Origin of the sequence: Ramlibacter agri, assembly GCF_012927085.1 — a bacterium.
GTDB classification, from domain to species: Bacteria; Pseudomonadota; Gammaproteobacteria; order Burkholderiales; family Burkholderiaceae_C; genus Ramlibacter; species Ramlibacter agri.
Genome location: NZ_JABBFX010000003.1, coordinates 618,576 through 640,697 on the forward strand (window position 1 = coordinate 618,576; position 22,122 = coordinate 640,697).

21 protein-coding genes are annotated in these 22,122 nt (G+C 69.5%); 10 read left to right on the plus strand and 11 right to left on the minus strand.

The annotated features are described in order from the left end of the window. The first annotated feature begins 16 nt into the window (after positions 1 to 16). The 3 genes from HHL11_RS27470 to HHL11_RS27480 are packed head-to-tail and all read left to right on the plus strand — an operon-like array spanning position 17 to position 2,554. The gene (locus HHL11_RS27470) at positions 17 to 694 is read left to right on the plus strand and encodes an RraA family protein (protein ID WP_169421791.1); all 678 of its coding nucleotides are present in this window, start codon (positions 17 to 19) and stop codon (positions 692 to 694) included. Further along, complete coding sequence (locus tag HHL11_RS27475) at positions 691 to 1,623, plus strand: NAD(P)-dependent oxidoreductase (RefSeq protein WP_169421792.1); 933 nt, start codon at positions 691 to 693, stop codon at positions 1,621 to 1,623. The genes HHL11_RS27470 and HHL11_RS27475 overlap by 4 nt, the downstream gene beginning before the upstream one ends. Positions 1,624 to 1,633: 10 nt before the next feature. Further along, positions 1,634 to 2,554, plus strand: coding sequence for an SMP-30/gluconolactonase/LRE family protein (locus tag HHL11_RS27480; protein WP_169421793.1), 921 nt, complete (start codon positions 1,634 to 1,636; stop codon positions 2,552 to 2,554). Here the strand turns inward: HHL11_RS27480 and HHL11_RS27485 are convergent. From HHL11_RS27485 to HHL11_RS27530, 10 genes are all read right to left on the minus strand, one after another. Beyond that, a complete protein-coding gene (locus HHL11_RS27485; RefSeq protein WP_169421794.1) occupies positions 2,541 to 3,521 on the minus strand; it encodes a Bug family tripartite tricarboxylate transporter substrate binding protein in 981 nt (326 codons plus the stop codon). The genes HHL11_RS27480 and HHL11_RS27485 overlap by 14 nt on opposite strands. A 107-nt stretch (positions 3,522 to 3,628) precedes the next feature. Next, entirely contained in the window at positions 3,629 to 5,353 is a 1,725-nt protein-coding gene (locus HHL11_RS27490; RefSeq protein ID WP_169421795.1) for a protein kinase domain-containing protein, read from the minus strand. A 4-nt stretch (positions 5,354 to 5,357) separates the two neighbouring features. Next, positions 5,358 to 6,170, minus strand: a complete 813-nt coding sequence (locus tag HHL11_RS27495; RefSeq protein ID WP_169421796.1) for a formate/nitrite transporter family protein — start codon at positions 6,168 to 6,170, stop codon at positions 5,358 to 5,360. A gap of 22 nt (positions 6,171 to 6,192) precedes the next feature. After that, positions 6,193 to 6,519, minus strand: a complete 327-nt coding sequence (nirD, locus tag HHL11_RS27500; protein WP_169421797.1) for a nitrite reductase small subunit NirD — start codon at positions 6,517 to 6,519, stop codon at positions 6,193 to 6,195. Positions 6,520 to 6,531: 12 nt separating this feature from the next. Beyond that, complete coding sequence (nirB, locus tag HHL11_RS27505; protein ID WP_169421798.1) at positions 6,532 to 9,045, minus strand: nitrite reductase large subunit NirB; 2,514 nt, start codon at positions 9,043 to 9,045, stop codon at positions 6,532 to 6,534. 273 nt (positions 9,046 to 9,318) lie between these two features. Beyond that, a complete protein-coding gene (locus HHL11_RS27510) occupies positions 9,319 to 10,311 on the minus strand; it encodes a Cj0069 family protein (RefSeq protein ID WP_240980441.1) in 993 nt (330 codons plus the stop codon). Positions 10,312 to 10,415: 104 nt separating this feature from the next. After that, positions 10,416 to 11,222 carry a class I SAM-dependent methyltransferase gene (locus tag HHL11_RS27515; RefSeq protein WP_205964666.1) on the minus strand — a complete coding sequence of 269 codons (807 nt, stop codon included), beginning with the start codon at positions 11,220 to 11,222 and terminating at the stop codon, positions 10,416 to 10,418. Between the two features lie 33 nt (positions 11,223 to 11,255). Continuing rightward, a complete protein-coding gene (mctP, locus tag HHL11_RS27520) occupies positions 11,256 to 12,794 on the minus strand; it encodes a monocarboxylate uptake permease MctP (protein ID WP_169421800.1) in 1,539 nt (512 codons plus the stop codon). Next, positions 12,791 to 12,988, minus strand: a complete 198-nt coding sequence (locus tag HHL11_RS27525) for a DUF3311 domain-containing protein (protein WP_169421801.1) — start codon at positions 12,986 to 12,988, stop codon at positions 12,791 to 12,793. The genes mctP and HHL11_RS27525 overlap by 4 nt, the downstream gene beginning before the upstream one ends. Before the next feature lie 61 nt (positions 12,989 to 13,049). Continuing rightward, positions 13,050 to 13,655 carry a hypothetical protein gene (locus HHL11_RS27530; protein ID WP_169421802.1) on the minus strand — a complete coding sequence of 202 codons (606 nt, stop codon included), beginning with the start codon at positions 13,653 to 13,655 and terminating at the stop codon, positions 13,050 to 13,052. Positions 13,656 to 13,728: 73 nt separating this feature from the next. Between HHL11_RS27530 and HHL11_RS27535 the strand changes: the two genes are divergently transcribed. Continuing rightward, positions 13,729 to 14,610, plus strand: coding sequence for an amino acid ABC transporter substrate-binding protein (locus tag HHL11_RS27535; protein ID WP_240980442.1), 882 nt, complete (start codon positions 13,729 to 13,731; stop codon positions 14,608 to 14,610). 6 nt (positions 14,611 to 14,616) lie between these two features. Here HHL11_RS27535 and HHL11_RS27540 read toward each other — a convergent pair whose 3' ends face one another. Next, on the minus strand, positions 14,617 to 15,783 hold the full coding sequence (locus tag HHL11_RS27540; RefSeq protein WP_169421804.1) for an MFS transporter: 1,167 nt from the start codon (positions 15,781 to 15,783) through the stop codon (positions 14,617 to 14,619). A gap of 103 nt (positions 15,784 to 15,886) precedes the next feature. Between HHL11_RS27540 and HHL11_RS27545 the strand changes: the two genes are divergently transcribed. The 6 genes from HHL11_RS27545 (at position 15,887) to HHL11_RS27565 (ending at position 21,880) form a co-directional block, all read left to right on the plus strand. Then, positions 15,887 to 17,215, plus strand: a complete 1,329-nt coding sequence (locus HHL11_RS27545) for an MFS family transporter (protein ID WP_169421805.1) — start codon at positions 15,887 to 15,889, stop codon at positions 17,213 to 17,215. A gap of 42 nt (positions 17,216 to 17,257) precedes the next feature. Beyond that, positions 17,258 to 17,713, plus strand: coding sequence for a DUF3237 domain-containing protein (locus tag HHL11_RS27550; protein ID WP_169421806.1), 456 nt, complete (start codon positions 17,258 to 17,260; stop codon positions 17,711 to 17,713). Positions 17,714 to 17,727: 14 nt separating this feature from the next. Next, entirely contained in the window at positions 17,728 to 18,951 is a 1,224-nt protein-coding gene (locus HHL11_RS34205; RefSeq protein ID WP_205964667.1) for an FAD-dependent oxidoreductase, read from the plus strand. Then, complete coding sequence (locus HHL11_RS27555) at positions 18,948 to 19,721, plus strand: glucose 1-dehydrogenase (protein WP_205964669.1); 774 nt, start codon at positions 18,948 to 18,950, stop codon at positions 19,719 to 19,721. The genes HHL11_RS34205 and HHL11_RS27555 overlap by 4 nt, the downstream gene beginning before the upstream one ends. A 4-nt stretch (positions 19,722 to 19,725) precedes the next feature. After that, positions 19,726 to 20,763, plus strand: coding sequence for an L-idonate 5-dehydrogenase (locus HHL11_RS27560; RefSeq protein WP_169421808.1), 1,038 nt, complete (start codon positions 19,726 to 19,728; stop codon positions 20,761 to 20,763). Positions 20,764 to 21,139: 376 nt separating this feature from the next. Then, entirely contained in the window at positions 21,140 to 21,880 is a 741-nt protein-coding gene (locus HHL11_RS27565) for an MBL fold metallo-hydrolase (protein WP_342593293.1), read from the plus strand. Positions 21,881 to 22,122: the final 242 nt, after the last annotated feature.

Below are 22,122 nucleotides of genomic sequence, written 5' to 3' on the forward strand. Positions count from 1 at the left end.
CCGAGGAAAGAACACCATGAGCGACATCAACCGCAATTTCGAACGCGTCTCCGCCGACCTGGTGCGCCAGGCTTCCGAGTTCCAGGCCGCCATCCTGGCCGACGTCAACGGCCGCCGCGGCGCGCTGCACGGCCGCATCGCGGCGCTGCGCCCGCGCATGAAGCTGTGCGGCCCCGCGCTGACCGTGGACGTGCGCCCCGGCGACAACCTGATGATCCACGCCGCCATCGCGCTGGCCAAGCCGGGCGACGTGCTGGTCATCGACGGCAAGTCCGACCAGACCGCCGCGCTGATGGGCACCATCATGATGACGGCCTGCAAGCAGCTGGGCCTGGCCGGTGTCGTGATCGACGGCGCCGTGCGCGACAGCCTGGAGATCGACGAGATGGACTACCCCGTCTTCGCCTTCGGCACCAACCCGAACGGCCCGACCAAGAACGTGCCGGGCCGCATCGGCCACCCGGTGTCCATCGGCGGCGTGACCGTGCGCTCCGGCGACCTGATCGTGGCCGATGCCGACGGCGTCGTCGCCCTCGAGCGCGAGCGCGTCGAAGCGCTGCTGCCGCTGGCGCGCAAGAAGGTGGAAGACGAGGCCGCCCGCATCGCCGCCATCAAGAAGGGCAACACCGCCGCTTCCTGGCTGGACGCCGCGCTGCGCACCGCCGGCGTGTTGAAGCAGGGCGAGTCGCTGTGAGCAAAGGCGCCATCGTCGTCACCGGCGCCGATCTCGCGCAGCAGGCGCTGGACCTGCTGGCGGACTTCGAAGTCTTCTACGCCGGCAAGGCGCCGACGGAAGCGGACCTGGTGGCGTTGTGCAAGCGGGTCGACCCGGTCGGCATCATCGTCCGCTATGGCCGCGTCGACGCGCCCGTGATGGACGCCGCGCCTTCGCTGCGCGTGATCTCCAAGCACGGCAGCGGCACGGACACCATAGACAAGGAAGCAGCGAAGGCGCGCGGCATCGAAGTGCGCGCGGCCGTGGGCGCCAACGCCGCGGCGGTCGCCGAGCAGGCGCTGGCGCTGCTGCTGGCCTGCGCCAAGTCCGTCGTGCAGCTGAACACGCGCATGCACGCCGGCCACTGGGACAAGCCCACGCACAAGAGCGTGGAACTGCACGGCCGCACCATCGGCCTGGTGGGCCTGGGCGCCATCGGCCAGCGCTTCGCGCGCATGTGCGACGCCATGGGCATGAAGGTGATCGGCTTCGACCCGTTCGCGCAGAGCCTGCCGGACTTCATCCGCCCGGTGGACCTGGCGACGATCTGGCGCGAGTCGGATGCGATCTCGCTGCATTGCCCGCTGGTGGCCGAGAACCGCAACATGGTGAACGCGCAGACGCTGGCCGCTTGCAAGCGCGGCGTGATGCTGGTGAACACCGCGCGCGGTGGGCTCATCGACGAAGCCGCGCTGCTGCAGGCCGTGCGCTCGGGGCAGGTCGCCGCCGCCGGCCTCGACAGCTTCGTGGTCGAGCCGATGACGGCGCCGCACGCCTTCCACGGCGAGCCCGACATCATCCTCAGCCCGCACATCGGCGGCGTGACGGGCGATGCCTACATCAACATGGGCCTGGGCGCGGCGCAGAACATCCTGGCCGTGCTTGAGGCCGCCAAGGCTGCCGTCTGACAATCGGGCCATGATCCTGCTGCAACAGCCCGAGATCCGCGAGCTGGAGCTGTTCACGTCCATGCCGGCGGAGTTCCGCCGCACGGGCGTGCGCAGCCACTGGGCCGACGTCAACCAGGGTGGCCGGCTGGCCGACTCCTTCCTCGAGGGGCCGGTGTTCGACCCGGCCGGCAACCTGTACGTGACCGACATTCCGTTCGGCCGCGTGTTCCGCATCACCCCGCAAGGCGCCTGGTCGCTGGTGGGCGAGTGGGACGGCGAACCGAACGGGATGAAGTTCCTGTCGGCGGGCGAACTGCTCGTCACCGACTACAAGAACGGCCTGGTCGTTCTCGACATGGCCAGCGGCCAGGTGCGGCCCTTCCTGGAGCGCCGCAACAGCGAGCGTTTCAAGGGCGTGAACGACCTCGTGTTCGACACGCGCGGCAACCTGTTCTTCACCGACCAGGGACAGACCGGGCTGCACGATCCCACCGGGCGCGTCTACCGGCTCGGGCCGGACGGCCGCCTGGACATGCTGCTCGCGAACGTTCCCAGCCCGAACGGCATCGTGCTGTCACCGGACGAGCGCTTCCTGTTCGTGGCCGCTACGCGCGGCAACTGCGTCTGGCGCATGCCGCTGCTGGCCGATGGCAGCGTGTCGAAGGCCGGCCAGTTCTTCACGTCCTACGGGCCCAGCGGCCCGGATGGCCTGGCCATGGACGAAGAAGGCCGCCTGCTGGTGGCCAACCCCGGCCTCGGCTACGTGTGGGTGCTGAACCGCTTCGCCGAGCCGGAGATCGTGCTGAAGGGCCCGCGCGGCGCTTCGGTCACGAACCTCGCGTTCGGCGGGCCGGATCGCAAGACGGTGTTCTGCACGGACTCGACGCACGGCAATGTGCTGATGGCCCGCGTCGGCGTCGCGGGCCAGCGTCTCGTCAGTCCAGCTTGATGTTCCCCTTGCGCACCACCTCGCCCCACTTCGCGTCTTCCTTCTTCAGGTAGTCCGCGAACTGGGCGGGCGTGGAGCCTACGGGCTGCGCGCCCATGTCGGTGAAGCGCTTCTTCACCTCTTCTTCCCGCATCACCTCGCCGACGGCCTTCTGCAGTTTCGCCGAGACGTCCGCCGGCGTGCCGGCCGGCAGGAACAGGCCGTTCCACTCGTACACCTCGTAGCCGGGAATCACCGTCTCCGCCACCGTAGGCACGCTGGGCAGGCGCGGCGAGCGCTTGGGCGAGGAGACGGCCAGCGCGCGCAACTTGCCGGCGTCGACGTGCGCCGAGGTGGCGGCCACCGTGCCGAACATGAAATCGACCTGGCCGCCCATCACGTCGGTGATGGCCGGGCCGCCGCTCTTGTAGGGCACATGCACCATGTCCAGGTTCAGCTTCTGCGCGAACAGTTCCGCCGCGAGGCGCTGCACCGTGCCGCTGCCGCCGGAAGCGAAGTTCACCTTGCCCGGCTGCGCCTTGGCCTTGGCGATCAGGTCCTTCACGTCCTTGAACGGGGAGTCACCCTTCACGACCAGCACGTTGGGCGCCAGGGAGACCAGAGACAGCGGCTGCAGCGCGTTGGCCGCGAAAGGCATGTGCGGGAACAGGTGCGGGTTGATCGAATACGGCGTGGCGTCGTACAGCATCGTGTAGCCGTCGGCGGGCGCCTTGGCCACGTAGGCCGCGCCTATGGTGCCGCTGGCGCCCGCGCGGTTGTCGACGATGACGGTGGCGCCGAGCCTGGCGCCGAGGCGCGCGGCCACCACGCGGGCCAGCGCGTCGGCCGCGCCGCCGGGCGCGTACGGCACGACGATGGTGACCGTGCGGTCCGGCCAGGCGGCGTGCGCCATCGAGGCCATGGCGAGCGCGCCCGCGGCGAGCAGCGCGCGGGTGAAGGCTTTCCGGGAAAGAGTGGGTGCGTTCATGCTTGTCTCCTGGCGATCTGGCCGGAGACTCTAGAACCTCGTTGCGATACGCACAATGGCGTTGCAATGGGCGCAACGCATTTCGCCGGCAGCAACGCGTGGCAGTCTCAGCGCGACGCCACCCGGAGGCCCAGCATCACCACCCAGCCCACGGCCAGCGCCAGCGACACCGCCTTCCAGAACGCCACCGGGTTGCGCTCCACCAGCGGCACGCGGCGGCGCGGCTGCAGGTCCGGGTCGGCCCGGTGCAGGGCATAGGCGAACTCGGCGACGTCCTGGTAGCGCTTGTGCGGCTGCGGCTGCAGCGCCTTCTGCAGCGCGGCGTCGATCCACGACGGCAGGTCCGGCCGCAGCGGCGCCAGCGGCTGGCAGCGCAGCGCCCGCTGGTCGGCGGCGCTGCGGGCCTGGGCGACGGCGGCGCCATAGGGCAGCCGGCCGCTGAGCATGTGGTAGGCGATGGCGGCCAGCGAGAACAGGTCGGACCGGGCGTCGCCGGGCCCGCCCAGGAAGTACTCGGGCGCCATGTACTGCACCGTCCCGGGCAGCGGATTCCCGTCCACCGCTTCCATTTCCGCGATGCCGGCCACGCGCACCGCGCCGAAGTCGATGATGCGCGCCGTGCCGGTGGCGTCGATCATCACGTTCTCCGGCCGCAGGTCCTGGTGCAGCATCTCCAGGCGGTGCAGCGCGCGCAGGCCGCGCGCGAGCTGGTCGACGATGGCGCGGACCGCGTCCAGGTCCGGCCGCGGATGGTCCACCATCCATTGCGCCAGCGTGCGGCCCTCCACGTATTCGAGGACGACGTACAGGAAATTGCGGCGGCGCGCGGGCGCCGGCGCCTTCAGCACGTGCGGGCTGTCCACGCGGCGCGCGGCCCATTCCTCCAGCAGGAAGCGCTCGCGGTAGGCGGGGTCGCCGCCCAGGTCGATGGAAGGCGTCTTCAGCACCACGGTCTCGCCGCTGTCCTCGTCCACCGCCAGGTAGACATGGCTGCGGTTGCTGGCGTGCAGCTCGCGCACGATGCGGAAGCCGTCGAACACCATGCGCGGCGCCAGCAGCGGCGGCAGCGGCAGCTCCGCCGCCATGCGAGCGACCTCGCTCATTTCCGGCGCCGGCAGGGCGTCGACGCGCAGCACCTGCACCGTGACGTTGTCCTCGCTGCCGCGGCGCAGCGCCTCCTCGGCGATGGCGCGGGCGGCGGCGTCCAGGTCGTCCGGGTGTCGGCGCAGCAGGTCCAGCATGGCGGCTTCCGGCACGTGGCCGTGCACGCCGTCGGTGGCCAGCAGGAAGGTGTCGCCGCGCTCCAGCGGCACGGCGCGGTAGTCGATCTCCAGCTGCGGCGCGATGCCCAGCGCGCGGCCCAGGTAGCTCTGGCCGCCGCCGGCATAGACGCGGTGGTCCTGCGTCAGCTGTTCCAGCGCCTTGCCCTGCACCTGCCAGACGCGGGCGTCGCCGACGTGGAACAGGTGCGCGGTGCGCGACTTGAGCACCAGCGCGCTGAGCGTGCACGCCCAGCCGCGGTCGCGGTCGTAGCGGCCGGCGCCGTTGCGGGTCTGCGCGAACAGCCACGAGTTGGCCGCCACCAGCACCCGCTCCACCGAGGTCTTCACCGACCAGGCTTCGGAGGTGCAGTAGTAGTCGTCGAGGAAGCTGCGCACCGCGGCGGCGCTGGCCAGGTGGCCGGCATCGCTGCTGCTGATGCCGTCGGCCAGCGCGATGGCCACGCCCTTGGCGGCGCGTTGCGGCCCGGGCGGGACGCACAGGCCGTGGAAATCCTGGTTGGCCGGCTTGCGCCCCGCGTCGGAGTACTGGCCGGCCGTGACGGCGAGCACTGGATCAGGCGGCGACGCGCTTGGGCGCCGTCTTGATGTGCGTGGCGTACAGCGTCAGGCCGGTGAAGGACAGGCCGCCCACCAGGTTGCCCAGCACGGTGGGGATCTCGTTCCAGACCAGGTAGTCCAGCCAGGTGAAGTGCGCGCCCAGCAGCAGGCCCGAGGGGAACAGGAACATGTTCACCACCGAATGCTCGAAGGCCATGTAGAAGAACAGCGTGATGGGCATCCACATGGCGATGACCTTGCCGCCCACGGTGGTGGAGACCATCGCGCCGACCACGCCGGTGGAAACCATCCAGTTGCACAGCATGCCGCGGATGAACAGCGTCAGCATGCCGGCGGCGCCCCAGTGGGCGTAGCCCAGCGTGCGGTTCTCGCCGATGACGCCGATGGCCTTGCCCACCGCGTTGGGCTCGGTGGAGAAGCCGTAGGTGGTGGTGATCGCCATCATCAGCGCGACGAGGAAGGCGCCGGCGAAGTTGCCGGCGAACACCAGGCCCCAGTTGCGCAGCACGCCCTTGACGGTGACGCCGGGGCGCTTGTCGATCAGCGCCAGCGGCGCCAGCACGAACACGCCGGTGAGCAGGTCGAAGCCCAGCAGGTACAGGATGCAGAAGCCCACCGGGAACAGCACGGCGCCCAGCAGCGGCTGGCCGGTGTTGACGTTGATGGTGACGGCGAACCAGGCGCCCAAGGTCAGGATGGCGCCGGCCATGAAGGCGCGCACCAGCGTGTCGCGGGTGGACATGAAGATCTTGGATTCGCCGGCGTCCACCATCTTGGTGACGAATTCGGAAGGCACGAGGTAGGCCACGGAAATGCTCCTGTAAGAAAAGTCAGACGGCGACGAGCACGGTGCGGTCCTCGACCTTCACCGGGTAGGCGGCGACGGAGTTCTCCGGCGCCTCCAGGCACTCGCCGCTGCGCAGGTCGAAGTGGTGCTTGTAGATGGGCGAGGCGACGACGATGCGCTCGCCCAGGCTGCCCACCAGCCCGCGCGACAGCACGCTGGCGCGCACGTTGGGGTCGACGTTGTCGATGGCGAACACGTCGTCCTCGATGTAGAAGATGGCGACCTGCCGGTCCTCCACCAGCGCGCAGACGCCGGTGTTGGGGACGATGTCGTCGACGGAGCAGACGGGCTTCCAGTTCTTCGCTTGCATGGCTTTCACTCCTCAGGCAGTTTGGATTTCGCGTTCTTGCGGCGAGGCCGGGCGGATCTGCCCGCGCTCCTTGACGAACACCACGTTGGGGTCGGGCCGGTCGGTGTTGACGAACTGGCGGAAGCGCTTGCGCGTCTCCGGGTTGTTGACGGCTTCCTTCCATTCGCAGGCGTAGGTGTCCACCACGTGCTGCATGTCGGCTTCCAGTTCCGCGGCCAGGCCCAGCTTGTCGCGCACCACCACGTCCTTCAGGTAGTCCAGCCCGCCTTCGAGGTTGTCGCGCCACACGCTGGTGCGCTGCAGGCGGTCCGCGGTGCGGATGTAGAACATCAGGAAGCGGTCGACGTACTGGATCAGTGCCTCGCGGCTCAGGTCGGAAGCGAGCAGCTCGGCGTGGCGCGGCTTCATGCCGCCGTTGCCGCACACGTAGAGGTTCCAGCCCTTCTCGGTTGCGATCACGCCGACGTCCTTGCCCTGCGCCTCGGCGCACTCGCGGGTGCAGCCGGACACGCCGAACTTGATCTTGTGCGGCGCGCGCAGGCCCTTGTAGCGGTTCTCCAGCGCGATGGCGAGGCCGACGCTGTCGTCCACGCCGTAGCGGCACCAGGTGCTGCCCACGCAGGACTTCACCGTGCGCAGCGACTTGCCGTAGGCGTGGCCGGACTCGAAGCCGGCCGCGATCAGTTCTTCCCAGATCGCGGGCAGCTGGTCGACGCGGGCGCCGAACAGGTCCACGCGCTGGCCGCCGGTGATCTTGGTGTACAGGCCGTACTTCTTGGCGACCTGCGCCACCGCCATCAGGCCGTCGGGCGTGACCTCGCCGCCGGGCATGCGCGGCACCACGGAATAGGTGCCGTCCTTCTGGATGTTGCCCAGGAAGTAGTCGTTGGAATCCTGCAGGCCGGCATGCTTGGGGTCGAGGATGAAGTCGTTGAACACCGAGGCAAAGATGCTGGCCGCCACCGGCTTGCAGACGTCGCAGCCCAGGCCCTGGCCGTGGCGCGCGAGCAGCGCGTCGAAGCTGCGGATCTTCTCCACCTTGACCAGGTGGAACAGTTCCTGGCGCGAGTAGCGGAAGTGCTCGCACAGGTGGTTGTTCACCGCCAGGCCCTGCTTCTTCATCTGGGCCTTCATGATCTGCGTGACCAGCGGCACGCAGCCTCCGCAGGCGGTGCCCGCCTTGGTGCAGGCCTTCAGCGCGCCGATGTCGGTGCAGCCGTCGCGCACGGCGCCGCACAACTGGCCCTTGGAGACGTCGTTGCAGGAGCAGATCTGCGCCGCATCCGGCAGGGCGTCGGCGCCCAGCGCCGGCTTCGCGTTGCCGTCGGCCTGCGGCAGGATCAGGAACTCGGGCGCCTCCGGCAGCGCGATGCCATTGAGCATCATCTGCAGCAGGGTGCCGTATTCGGCGGCGTCGCCCACCATCACCGCGCCCAGCAGCTTCCTGCCGCATTCGGACACGACGATCTTCTTGTAGACCTGCTTGCGCTCGTCGTTGAACTGGAAGGCGCGGCTGCCGGCGGTGGCGCCCTGCGCGTCGCCTATGCTGGCCACGTCCACACCCATCAGCTTCAGCTTGGTGCTCATGTCGGCGCCGGCGAAGCGCTGCGTGCCGCCGGCCAGCTGCTGCGCCACCACGCGAGCCATGTCGTAGCCGGGCGCGACCAGGCCGTAGACGTTGCCGTTCCAGGCGGCGCATTCGCCGATGGCGTAGATGTGTTCGTCGCTGGTGCGGCAGTGTTCGTCGACGGCGACACCGCCGCGCGGGCCGAGCGCCAGGCCGGCGCTGCGCGCCAGGTCGTCGCGCGGGCGGATGCCGGCGGAGAACACCAGCATGTCGGTCTCCAGCTGCGTGCCGTCGGCGAACTCCAGGCGGTGCCGTGCCTGTTCGCCGTCGACGATGCGCTGCGTGTTCTTGCCGGTGTGCACCTGCACGCCCAGCTCCTCGATCTTGCGGCGAAGCATGCGGCCGCCGGCCTCGTCCACCTGCAGCGCCATCAGCCGCGGCGCGAACTCCACCACGTGCGTGGCCAGGCCCAGGTCGCGCAGCGCCTTGGCGCATTCCAGCCCCAGCAGGCCGCCGCCGATGACCACTCCGGTCTTCGAGCGGGCGCCGCACTCCTGCATCGCCTCCAGGTCCTCGATGGTGCGGTAGACGAAGCAGCCGGCGCGCTCGCGCCCGGGCACCGGCGGCACGAAGGGGAAGGAGCCGGTGGCCAGCACCAGCTTGTCGTAGGGCAGCACCTCGCCGGTGCTCGCGGTCACGGTGCGGGCGACGCGGTCGATGGCGGTGGCGCGGGCGTTCAGCCGCAGCACGAAGCCGGAGCGCTCGAAAAAGCCGGGTGCGACCAGCGAGAGATCGGCCGCGCTGCGGCCGCTGAAGAACTCGGACAGGTGGACGCGGTCGTAGGCCGGGCGCGGCTCCTCGCACAGCACGGTGACCTGTGCGCCCGCCAGGGACGAGTCCTGCAGGCTTTCGAGGAATTTATGGCCGACCATGCCGTGGCCGATGACGACGATCTTCACGCGAGGGGTTCCTTGTTGCGGACGGCCGGGCGCGCACATCCCGCAGGGGACGCATCGAGCCGACCGTGAAGGCCCCCGTGCACGACGTTGTGCGAGCGGCGCACTGCAGCGTGCGCCGGGAGGCCTGGGAGATGGCACGCCCGTGGGGCGCACCGGTCAGGTTGACCTCCTAGACGCAAGCACCGTGCCAGCCCGGCGGGGCCGCCGAGGCACCGCCTTGGCGCAGGTTGGCGCGCGGCGCGCACAGCGGCAGTGCGCGAGCCGCGTGCGCTGTCAGGCGGCCAGGCGTGCGCGCACTGCTTCCACCAGCGGCGCCATCGCCGAGGGCGGGAACGGCGCGACGCTGCTGACGTTGATCTCGCACAGCACGTAGCTGCCTTCCGCTTCCCCGAGCAGGAAGTCGCAATCCCACAGCAAGGGCAGGCGCTCGCGCGGCAGGCCGACGCACGAACGCAGCAGCTCGATCCATTCGCTTTCGAGCTGGCGCCTCAAGCCCTGGAACGGCGCGAGGTTGGCGTCGTGGTACAGCCGCGGCCCCGAGGGCTCGGTGGGATGCAGCGCGTTCAGGGCCTGGTGGCCGAAGCCGGTGACGCGGTCCTCCACCAGGTAGGCGCGCACCATGCCGTCGACCAGGCGCGGCTGCCAGGCCTGGTCGATCATGTGGCCGCCGTTTTCCGGCGCGAAGTAGGCGGCGAGCTTGTCGACCAGCGCCGCGAGGTCCAGCGACTCTTCCGGGCTGCCACGCGGCGCATGACGCACGCGCAGCAAGCCCGAAGGCGCCTGCTCGACGCGCCAGATGCCGATGCCGCTGTGCCCGCGGTGCTGCTTCAGCACGCGCGGACCTTTCTGCAGGCGCGAAGGCAGTTCCGCCTGCAGCTGCGCAAGCGAGTCCACGCGCTGCACGTCGCTGCCGAAGGGCAGCTCGCGCGTCTCGAACAGCACGTCCTTCGTCCCGAGCTTTCGCACCGCTTCCGGATGCGCGCTGACGATCACACCGCGCTCGGCCAGGCGGCCCAGCATGGCGTCGAGGCGGTCGCGGCGCTTGCCGTCCTGGATCGGGTTGCACCAGGCGAGGACGACCCCGGCATCGCGCAATTGCGCTTCTACTTCCCCGGCGAAGTCGTCGTGCCAGATCGCCGGTACGGCAGGCAGGCCGGCGGCCGCGAAGGCATCGAAGAGCGGGGCGAAGCGGCTTTCGGCGGGATCCGAGCGCTCGCGCGCGGCGCGGTCTCCCGGGTAGAGCAGGGCTACAGGTGGATTGGCCAAGGTGGTGCTCCCCGGCGGGCGCGGGCCCGCCATCAGGAGCAGAACTTGGAGGCCGGGGCCTCTTGGTGCGCGGGGAGTCTGCTCTCGACCCCGCGTGCTTCATTCTAGGCCGGCTTGACGAAGCGCAGCACGAATTCGTCCTTGGGCATGGGCGGCTGCGGCGTGTTGCGGTCGCGCGGGTCGTCCGGGTTGCGCAGGAAGTCGCCGTGGCCGGCCAGCCGGAAGCCCGCGGCTTCGACTTCGCGCACGACGAAGGCTTCCTCCACGCGGTGCAGCGTGCCGGACTCGGAAATGCCGGTGCCGGCGCGGCCTGAATGGTCGGCGATCACGTAGACGCCGCCGGGCTTGAGCGCCTGGAACACCGCGCGGTTCACCGCCGCGCGGTCGACGCCCAGGTGGCCGAAGTCGTGGTAGTTGAACATCAGCGTCACCATGTCCAGCCGGCCTTGGGCTTCGGGCGGCACCGGGTCCTCGAAGGGCCGCGTCACGGGCACCAGCACCGCGGCGAGCGCGGGGTTGCGCATCCGCTCGGGCAGCGTGGGCAGGGGCGGCGGCGCCGTCGCCGGTGCCGGCGCCGCGGCGCCTTCGGGCTGCGGCGGCGGCGGCATGCGGCCCGGCGCGCGCGGCGCGTTCTGCGCGTAGACCTTGCCGTCGGGCCCGACGGCGCGGGCCAGCAACTCGCTGGTGTAGCCGCGCGCGGCGCTGAGGTCTTCGACCGCCATGCCGGGATGCACGCCCAGGAAGGCCAGCATCTCCACCGGCTTGCGGCGCACGTCGTTGGCGCGGTCTGCCGCGCTGCGGTCCGGTTCCGCGACGATGGCGGCGTAGCGCGCCGGATCAGGCGTCAAAGGCCCGCTGGCGCAGGCGGCCAGGACGAGGGCGAACAAGGCGGAGGCGGCGAAGGGGCGCATGAAGACTCCTGTCTGGACCGCCTGCATTCTGCTTCAACCGGCGTAATCCTCCGGGCTGTGGCGGTCCACCCCGTGCTGCATGCCCGCCACGCGCACCACGGTGCTGACGACGAAGGCCACCAACAGGTTGATGACCAGCGACCACACGGCGGCATAGCCGGGGACCGCCATGCCGAACAGGTGGATGGTGAAAGTGGAACTCGCGAAGTGCAGCGAAGCGGCCATCCAGGTGCCGGTGACGATGCCCGCGGCCCAACCGAGCAGCAGGCCGCGGTACTCGAGCACCCGCGTGTACAGGCCCAGCACCACCGCCGGCAAGGTCTGGATGATCCAGATGCCGCCCAGCAGCTGCAACTGGATCGCGAAGGTCAGCGGCAGGCCGAGGATGAACACCAGCGCGCCCACCTTCACGATCAGCGAGCAGTACTTGGCGACCTGCGTTTCCTCGTGGTGCGCCATGTCGCGGTTGAAGAACTCCTTGTGGATGTTGCGCGTGTACAGGTTGGCCGCCGCGATGGACATGATGGCCGCCGGCACCAGCGCGCCGATGCCGATGGCGGCGAAGGCGACGCCGACGAACCACGAGGGGAAGAAGTGCAGGAACAGCGCCGGCACCGCGAAGTTCGGGCCGAAGGCCTTGAAGTAGGGCGCGAACTCCGGCATGTCCTTCACGCCCGAGGCCAGTGCCATGTAGCCCAGCAGCGCCAGCAGCCCGAGCACCAGCGAATAGGCTGGCAACAGCGCCGTGTTGCGGCGGATGGTGTCGCCCGAGGCCGAGGCCAGCAGCGCCGTCACCGAGTGCGGATACAGGAACAGCGCCAGCGCGGAGCCCACCGCCAACGTGGCATACGCGCTGTAGCCATTGAGGCTGGTCGCATCGGGCGACTTCAGCAGCAGCTTGTCCGCCGGCACGGCGCCGAAGATGGCGCCGAAGCCGCCCAGCTGCGCCGGGATGACGATGACCGCGACGATGATCGTCAGGTAGATCAGCAGGTCCTTGACGATGGCGATCATGGCCGGCGCGCGCAGGCCCGAGGTGTACGTGTAGGCCGCCAGGATGGCGAAGGCGATGATGAGGGGAATGTCGCCGACCAAGCCGGTGGTCTGGAAGCCGAGCGCGCCGATCACCACTTCGATCCCCACCAGCTGCAGCGCGATGTAAGGCATGGTGGCCACGATCCCTGTCACCGCGATCGCGAGGCCCAACATGCGGCTGCCGTGGCGTGCGCTGACGAAGTCCGCCGCCGTCACGTGCCCATGCCGCTTGGCCACGGCCCACAGCTTCGGGAACACGACGAAGGCAAAGGGGTAGATCAGCACCGTGTAAGGCACGGCGAAGAAGCCGGTGGCGCCCGCGCCGAACACCAGCGCCGGCACGGCGACGAAGGTGTAGGCGGTGTAGAGGTCGCCGCCCAGCAGGAACCAGGTGACGATGGTGCCGAAGCGCCGGCCGCCCAGGCCCCATTCGTCCAGGTGCGCCAGGTCGCCGCGCCGCCAGTGCGCCGCGAAGAAGCCGAGGACCGTGACGAAGATGAACAGCGCCACGAACACGATGGTGGCGGTGACGTTCATGACTGGCCCCGCGTCTTGAAGTAGACGAAGCCCGTGATCACCGCGCTCACCAGCACCCACAGCAGCTGGTACCAGTAGAAGAAGGGAAAGCCCCAGAGCTGCGGGTCGATGCGGTTGTACGACGGGACCCAGACCATCGCGATCCAGGGGATCACCAGCAGCCAGAGCCAGGAGCGGGATGTCTTCTGCGCCATGTCGGATCACCTCCGGAGCCGGAGGGTAAACCCGAACGCCCGCTTTGGGGCGACGCGCTGCTCAGCCTTGTCGCCGCACCAGGGTGAGGTACTCCGACCGCGTCTGCGGCATGACCGCCCCCACCACCTGGTCGTACGAAGTCTTGTGGCGCGAGAGCATGCGCGCCGAAGCCACCAGCTTCGAGCGGCAGTACCAGTGGCAGGTGTGCTGCAACAGGAACAGTTCGGCCGAGATCGCGAAAGCGCGCTCGCGGGCCGTCGCCGAAGCGCCAGATTCGATGGCCCTGCGGATGCCGCGGGCATGGACGGCCAGCGCCTCGCGCATGTCGAAGCTGGGGAACCAGGCGGACGCGAACGGCGCCCACACCGGGAACAGGCTTACCTGCGCAATGGCGGCGTCAGCGGCGGCGAAGTCCGAGGCCAGGCGCGCGACCTGCGAGCCCAGCTCCTGCTCGTTGGCGCGCAGCACGTCCCACACCTGCTCCTGGCGGGCGGGGTCGGTTTCGCCGAGCGCGCGCAGGTAGCCCTGCGCCACGGACTCCAGGTTTCTCTCGATGCGGTGGCGGGAGAGGAAGGCGGCGAGCAGGGCGATGCGCTGGCGCTGCTGGCGCGTCTTCAGCATCCAGCAGGCTCCCAGCACGAGGACGGTAAGCAGCAAGGGGTCCATGGGAACTGTCGAGGATAGCAGTAGCATTGGCGGGCCCGGGCTTCCCGGGAACAACCAACAAAAGGAGACAAACTTGAAGTACAGGACCCTGCTGCCCCTGGCCCTGCTGGCCCTTGCCGCCACCGCGCAGGCGGAGGACACCTTGGAGAAGGTGGCGCGCACCGGAAAGATCACGCTCGCCTACCGCGAGTCCTCCATTCCCTTCAGCTACCTTGTCGGCGCGGACAAGCCCGTGGGCATGGGCGTGGACATCTCGCAGGCGGTCGTCGCCGAAGTGAAGAAGGCCCTGAACAAGCCGGCGCTGGAGGTGGACTACGTCGCCGTCACTTCCGCCAACCGCATCCCGCTGGTGCAGAACGGCACGGTGGACCTGGAGTGCGGTTCGACCACCAACAACAGCGCGCGCGCCAAGGACGTCACCTTCGCCATCAACTACTTCTACACCGGCACGCGGCTGCTGACGAAGAAGAGTTCCGGCATCAAGGGCTACGCCGACCTGGCCGGCAAGCAGGTGTCCAGCACCAGCGGCACGACCAACGTGCAGGTGCTGCGCAAGTTCGACCGCGACCACAGCCTGAACATGCAGATGGTCTACGGCAAGGACCACGCGGAGTCGATGCTGCTGGTGGAATCCGGCCGCGCCGTCGCCTTCGGCATGGACGATATCCTGCTGTACGGCCTGAAGGCCGCCGCCAAGGACCCGGGCGAGTGGGACGTGGTGGGCGAGGCGCTGCAGGTCGAGCCGTATGCCTGCATGCTGCGCAAGGACGACCCCAGGTTCAAGGCGCTGGTGGACAAGGTGATCGGCGACATGATGAAGAGCGGTGACTTCGCCAAGCTCTACGCCAAGTGGTTCACCTCGCCCATCCCGCCGAACAACAACAACCTGGGCGCGCCGATGTCCGACGAACTGAAGGGCAACCTGAAGGCCCTCAGCGACAAGCCGGCGACTTGATGTTCCCTAGCGCGGGCTGAGCACGCCCGCGCGCAGCAAGGGCCGCAGGCAGGCGAGCCCGATGACGGGCCCAGGCAGCAGCAGCCAGGCGATCCTGGCGCCTGCTGCCTCCAGGCCCGCTGTCGCCAGCGTGATCGACACGATGGTGATGGCGAAGCCGATGCTGTTCTGCAGCGCCAGCGCGCTGCCCACCAGCTGCGGCGGGCAGGCCGCCGCCGACAGGGCGGAGAACTGCGGCGAATCGGCGACCACCGCCACGCCCCACACCAGCAGCAGCACGACGGCCAGCGCCGGCGAACCCGCCCCCAACAACGGATAGAAGAAGCACATGGCGCCCGACACGGCCAGCGCCCAGGCGGCCACGCGCGCACTGCCCACGCGCTGGCTGAGCGAGCCGCCCGCGATGCAGCCCACGCTGCCGGCCGCGATCACCGCGAACGAGATCCACGACACGGAGGCTGGCTGCGCCGAAACTGCCGCCGCGACCAGGAAGGGCACGACGGTCCAGAACGCGTAAAGCTCCCACATGTGGCCGAAGTAGGCGAGGGCGGAGGCGCGGAAGGCCGGGACGCGGAAGGCTTCCCAGATCTCGCCCAGGCGCGCGTTCGTGCGGCGCGCCGGCAAGTGGGGGCCATCGCCGAGCAGCAGCACGGCGACGGCCGCGAGCACCGCGAGTACCGAAGACGCCAGCACCACCGCCTGCCAGGACCAACTGGCGCCGGCAGCCCGCACGCCGTGCGGCAAGGCCGTGCCCAGCGTGAGCATGCCGACCAGCAGGCCCAGCGTTGCGCCGGCGTTGGCGCGGCTCCAGCCGATGATCATCTTCATGCCCAGCGGGTAGATGCCGGCCAGGCAGATACCGACCAGGAAGCGCAGCACGAGGCCTTGTCCCAAGCCGCCGGCCCAGAGTGCGAAGGCCGCGTTCAACGCGGCGCCCAACGCGGCGCAGACGCCGAAGATGCTGCTGGCCGCATAGCGGTCGGCGAGGCCGGTGGTCGCGAAGGCCAGCGTGCCCGCGATGAACCCGAGCTGCGTCGACGCCGTCAGCCAGCCGAACTGCGCCGGTGACAGCGACCAGGCGCGCATCAGGTCCGCCGCCGCGCTGTTGGGGCTGAACCAGAGCGAGGTGCCGAAGAGTTCGGCCAGCACGATGAGCGGGATGGCGCGGCGCATGGCCCGCCACTGTAGTCCTCCTCGGCGCAGGAAGCCGCCGACACGCCGCGCGACGCCGAGCCTACTGGCCGCGTCGCGCCGCGGCGCAACACTGGCTGCGCCCATGTTCCGCCGCCAAGACCAGGACGACCTCGCCTCGCATCCCGAGCGGCCCCACTACACGGCCGAGGAAAAGCGCAAGCGCATCTTCGCGATCATGGCCGCGTCCTCGGGCAACCTGGTCGAGTGGTTCGACTTCTACATCTACGCCTTCGGCGCGATCTACTTCGCGTCCGCCTTCTTCCCCAAGGCGAATCCGACGGTGCAGCTGCTGAACACGGCCGGCGTGTTTGCCGCGGGCTTCCTGATGCGGCCCATCGGCGGCTGGATCTTCGGCCGCATCGGCGACCGGCGCGGCCGCCGGACGGCGCTGCTGATCTCGGTGGCCATGATGTGCGTGGGCTCGCTGATGATCGCGGCGGTGCCGACCTATGCGTCCATCGGCGCCTGGGCGCCGGTGCTGCTGCTGTGTGCGCGCCTGCTGCAAGGCCTGTCGGTGGGCGGCGAATACGGCACCACGGCCACCTACATGAGCGAGGTGGCGCTGCGCGGCCTGCGCGGCTTCCTGTCGTCCTTCCAGTACGTGACCCTGATCGGCGGCCAGCTGCTGGCCGTGCTGGTCATCGTCATCCTGCAGGCGCTGCTGGACGAGGCGCAGCTGAAGGCCTGGGGCTGGCGCATTCCCTTCGTGGTGGGCGCCGTGGCCGCGCTGGCCGCGCTGTTCCTGCGCCGCACGCTGCACGAGACCTCCACGGCGCAGACGCGCGCCGCCAAGGAGGCGGGCAGCTTCGCGGGCATCCTGCGCAACCACCGCGCGGCCTTCCTCACGGTGCTGGGCTACACGGCCGGCGGTTCGCTGATCTTCTACACCTTCACCACGTACATGCAGAAGTACCTGGTCAACTCCGCCGGCATGTCGGTGAAGACGGCCAGCGTCGTGATGACCGTCTGCCTGTTCGTCTTCATGTGCCTGCAGCCGCTGTTCGGCGCGCTGTCGGACCGCATCGGCCGCCGCAGCAACATGCTGCTGTTCGGCGCGCTCGGCACCCTGGCGACGGTGCCCATCTTCACGGCGCTGCAGCGGGTGCACAGCCCGGAAGCGGCCGGCGCGCTGATCCTGCTGGCGCTGGCCATCGTCAGCTTCTACACCTCGGTCAGCGGCATCGTGAAGGCGGAGTTGTTTCCGCCCGAGGTGCGGGCCATGGGGGTGGGCTTCGCCTATGCGATCGCGAACGCGGTGTTCGGCGGCACGGCCGAATACGTGGCGCTCTGGCTCAAGGACGCGGGCCACGAGCCGCTGTTCTACTGGTACGTCTCGGTGATGATGCTGGTCGCCTTCCTGGCCGCCCTGCGGCTGCCGCGGCGCCCGGACTACCTGCACAACGAACACTGAGGGTTTGACAGGATGGGCTGGGCTTGCATAACCTTGCGGCCCATGATCCAGACCCGACCTCTCTTCGAAATCCGCCTGCAGGTGCCCCAGATCGTCGACATCGGCGACACTCCGCTCGGCCGCCGCCGCATCGCCACCGTCACCGGCGGCGAGTTCGAGGGCGAGCGCCTGCGCGGCAGCGTGGTGGGCGCGCCCGCCGGCGACTGGCTGCTGCAGCGCAACGACGGCACGACCATCCTGGACGTGCGCCTGCTGCTGCGCACCGACGACGGCGAGCACATCTACATGTCCTATCGCGGCGTGCGACACGGCCCGGCGGACGTGATGGCACGCATGGCGGCGGGTGAAGTGGTCGATCCCAAGACCTACTATTTCCGCATCACGCCGGTGTTCGAGACCTCGGCCAGGAAGTACGACTGGCTGAACCGCATCGTGGCCGTCGGTACCGGACGGCGCGAACCGACCGGGCCGATCTACACCATCGAGGAAGTCCTTTAGCCTAGCATCGCTGCATGGAAAGCAGCGATCGCAACACCCAATGCTGCATCGCCGGCGGCGGCCCCGCCGGCCTGATGCTCGGCTACCTGCTGGCCCGCGCCGGCTTGCGCGTGACCGTGCTGGAGAAGCACGACGACTTCCTGCGGGACTTCCGCGGCGACACCATCCACCCCTCGACCTTGACGGTACTGCAGGACATCGGCCTGCTGGAGGAGTTCCTGAAGCTGCCGCACCAGGAGGTCGCGGAGCTCAGTGGCGACGTCTACGGCCAGACCGTCACCGTCGCTGATTTCCGCCACCTGCCGGCGCCGCGGCCCTTCCTGGTGCTGATCCCGCAATGGGACTTCCTGGACTTCATCGCCCGCGAGGCCCGCAAGTTTCCCGGCTTCACGCTGTGCATGGGCGCGAAGGCCGCGGGGGTCATCGAGGAGGGCGGCCGCGTCACGGGCGCGCAGGTGGAATCGCATGAGGGCAACTACGCCATCCGTGCGGACCTGGTGGTCGGCGCCGACGGCCGCCATTCGGTGATCCGGCCCGACGGCGGCCTGGAGAGCGTGGACACCGGCGCGCCGATCGACGTCCTCTGGTTCCGGCTGCCGCGCGATGCGGCCCACGACCCGGAGCGCACCGGCGGCACGATCCGGCCCGGCGCCATCCTCGTCACGCTGAATCGCGACGAGTACTGGCAATGCGCCTTTGTCATTCCCAAGGGCTCGCTGGAGCAGATGCAGCAGGAAGGCATCGCCGCCTTCCGCGTGCGCGTGGCGCGCATCGCGGACTTCCTGGCCGACGACGTGGATGCGCTGCGCAGCTGGGACGACGTGAAGCTGCTGAGCGTGCAGATCAGCCACCTGCGGCGCTGGTGGCGCGAAGGCCTGCTGTGCATCGGCGACTCGGCCCATGCGATGTCTCCGGTGGGCGGCGTGGGCATCAACCTGGCGATCCAGGACGCGGTGGCCGCCGCCAACCTGCTGGCGCAGCCGCTGCGCGAAGGCCGGCTGCGCACGCAGGACCTGGAAGCGGTGCAGCGCCGGCGCGAATGGCCGGCGCGAGTGACGCAGCGCGCGCAGGTGGCGATCCAGAACGAGGTGCTGTCGCCGGTGCTGACGAGCAGCACGGCGCCGGGCGACCTTCCGCTGCCCCTGAAGCTGCTGCAGAGGCTGCCGCTGCTGCGGCGCCTGCCGGCGCGGCTGGTGGGGATAGGCGTGCGTCCGGAACGGGTCAGGAGTCTGAATTGAAATCGATCCTCGAATCCTTCAACCTGGCCGGGCGCATCGCGCTGGTCACCGGCTCCAGCACGGGCATCGGCCTGGCGCTGGCGCGCGGGTTGGCCGCGGCCGGCGCCGAGGTGGTGCTGAACGCGCGCAACGCGGACAAGCTGCAGCAGGCGGCCAGCGCGCTGCGCGCCGAGGGCGCCAAAGTGCATGCGGTGGACTTCGACGTCACCGACAAGGCGGCGGTCACGGCCGGCATCGAGCGCATCGAGCGCGAGATCGGCCCGATCGCCATCCTGGTGAACAACGCCGGCATGCAGCGGCGAGCGCCGCTGGAGGAGTTCGCCGAATCCGACTGGCACACCTTGATGAAGACCAACGTCGACAGCGTGTTCTTCGTCGGCCAGGCCGTGGCGCGCCACATGATCCGGCGCAAGCGCGGCAAGGTCATCAACATCTGCTCGGTGCAGAGCGAGCTGGGGCGGCCCAACATCGCGCCCTACACCGCGAGCAAGGGCGCGGTGAAGATGCTGACCAAGGGCATGGCCATCGACTGGGGCCAGCACGGCATCCAGGTCAACGGCCTCGGCCCCGGCTACTTCAAGACCGAGCTGACGCAGGCGCTGGTGGACAACGCGGAGTTCAGCGCCTGGCTGGTGGGCCGCACGCCATCGCGCCGCTGGGGCGAGGTGGAAGACCTGGTGGGCGCCGCCGTGTTCCTGGCCAGCGACGCCTCCAATTTCGTCAACGGCCACATCCTCTATGTCGACGGCGGCGTGACCGCCACCCTGTGAAGCCATGAAAGCACTCGTCATCCACGCCCCCGGCGACCTGCGCATCGAGGAAGTCCCGACCCCGGAAACGGGGCCGCAGCAGCTGCGCGTGCGCGTGCGCTGCGGCGGCATCTGCGGCTCCGACCTGCACTACTTCAACCACGGCGGCTTCGGCACCGTGCGCATCCGGCAGCCGATGATCCTGGGCCACGAAGTGTCCGGCGCCATCGAGCAGGTGGGCACCGGCCTGGCCGGCTTCAGCGTCGGGCAGCGCGTGGCGATCAGCCCCAGCCGTCCCTGCACGCGCTGCCGCTTTTGCCAGCAAGGCCTGCAGAACCACTGCCTGGACATGCACTACTACGGCAGCGCGATGCGGATGCCGCACGTGCAGGGCGCGTTCCGGCAGGAGATCGTGGTCAATGCCGAACAGGCGCACCTGTTGGAGGACAGCGTCAGCGACGCCGAAGGCGCGCTGGCCGAACCGCTGTCGGTGGCGCTGCACGCGGTGCGGCGCGCCGGTCCGCTGGTGGGCAGGAACGTGCTGGTCACCGGCAGCGGGCCCATCGGCGCCCTGCTGGTGATCGCGGCTCGCCGCGCCGGCGCCACCCACATCACGGTGACCGACGTGGCCGAAGCGCCGCTGCGCAGCGCGCTGAAGGTGGGCGCGGACGAAGGCCTCAACGTGGCGCTGGATCCGGAAGCGCTGGCGCGCTACGAAGCGGACAAGGGATTCTTCGACGTGCTGTTCGAGGCCAGCGGCAACGAGCGCGCGCTGGCCGGCGCCTTCGCGGCGCTGCGGCCGCGCGGCATCATCGTCCAGGTGGGCCTGGGCGGCGGCAGCATGAACCTGCCGGTCAACACGATCGTGGCGAAGGAGTTCGACCTGCGCGGCGCCTTCCGCTTCCACGAGGAATTCGCGACGGCGGTGGCCTTGTTGAACAAGGGCCTGGTCAGCGTCAAGCCGCTGATCTCGGCATCGCTGCCTTACCGCGACGCCAGCCGCGCCTTCGCCCTGGCGGCGGACCGCTCGCAGGCCATGAAGGTCGTCCTGAACTTCGACTGAGGTGCTCCCATGCTGATGGGGGTGCCCGCCGAAACGGCGGCGGGTTGGTGGAACACGGGCTGATTGCCGTTGCGCATCGCGCACCGGGTTGCACCACGCGCAACGCCATGGCGCATGGTGCAACCCGCGCCTAAAGTGCGGCCTCCAATGAGGAGACGTACCGTGATGCATACCCGGGCGCTGCAAGGCGCCGCTTTCGTCCTGGCCACCGCACTTGCCGGCTGCGCCACTGCCCCGCCGTCGGCCAGCGAGGCCAGCGTCCAGGCCCACGTGGACCGCGCGCGCGAACTGGCAGGCAGCGACCTCGGCCAGCTCGTGCGCCTGTGCAACCCGCAGCCGGCCGAGCGCGCCAAGGGCGGCGCCGCCGCCCGCGCAGGTGTTCGACAACCTGTACTACGTCGGCGGCGACTGGGTGAGCGCCTGGGTGCTGAAGACCTCGCAAGGCCTGGTCCTGATCGACGCGCTGAACAACGAGGAAGAAGCGCACGCCCTCATCGAAGGCGGTATGGCGAAGCTCGGGCTCGATCCGCGGCAGATCAAGTACATCGTCATCACGCACGGCCATGGCGACCACTACGGCGGCGCGAGCTACCTGGCGAAGAAGTACGGCGCCCACGTGGTGGCCAGCGAGGCGGACTGGACGATGATGCACACGCACCTGGAGTTCAGCTCCGCGGTGTGGCCGCAGCCGCCCGCGCGCGACATCGCGGTGAAGGACGGCGAGCGCCTGACGCTCGGCGACACCACGCTGACGCTGTACCTGACGCCCGGCCACACGCCGGGCACGCTGTCGCCGGTGTTCGACGTGCGCAGCGGCGGCCGCACGCACCACGCGATGCTGTGGGGCGGCACCAGCTTCAACTTCGGCAAGGACTTCGGCCGGCTGCAAAGCTACGAAGCGGCGACGCAGCGCATGCGCGGCATCGCGGCGCAGATGCCCGTCGACGTGTTGGTGTCCAACCACGCGAGCTTCGACAATTCCATCGCCAGGATGAAGGCGATGCGCGCGGCCCCGGGCGCGCCCAACCCCTTCGTCACCGGTCCGGAAGTGGTGGACCGCTCGCTGCATATCATGGGCGAATGCGCCCGCGCGCAGTCGGACCGCTCCAGGCTTTAGAACGATCCGTTTCCTGCCCCACACGCACCGCCCGCTGGCTCGCCGCCACCGGGCGGTGCGGCATTTGGAGGCGTGGTTCCTAGGCGCGAGGCCTACGCCCTCGTGGTTAGGGCGAAGGTTTAGGCCATCGACTCTAGTGTGTTTTTTCGTTTCAGTTGTTAGATTCCTGTCCGTACTGCCGAGCAGTTGACCTTCGGGTCGTCCGCTCGCGTCGCTGAAACCAACCCCCTGCTGCCATCTCT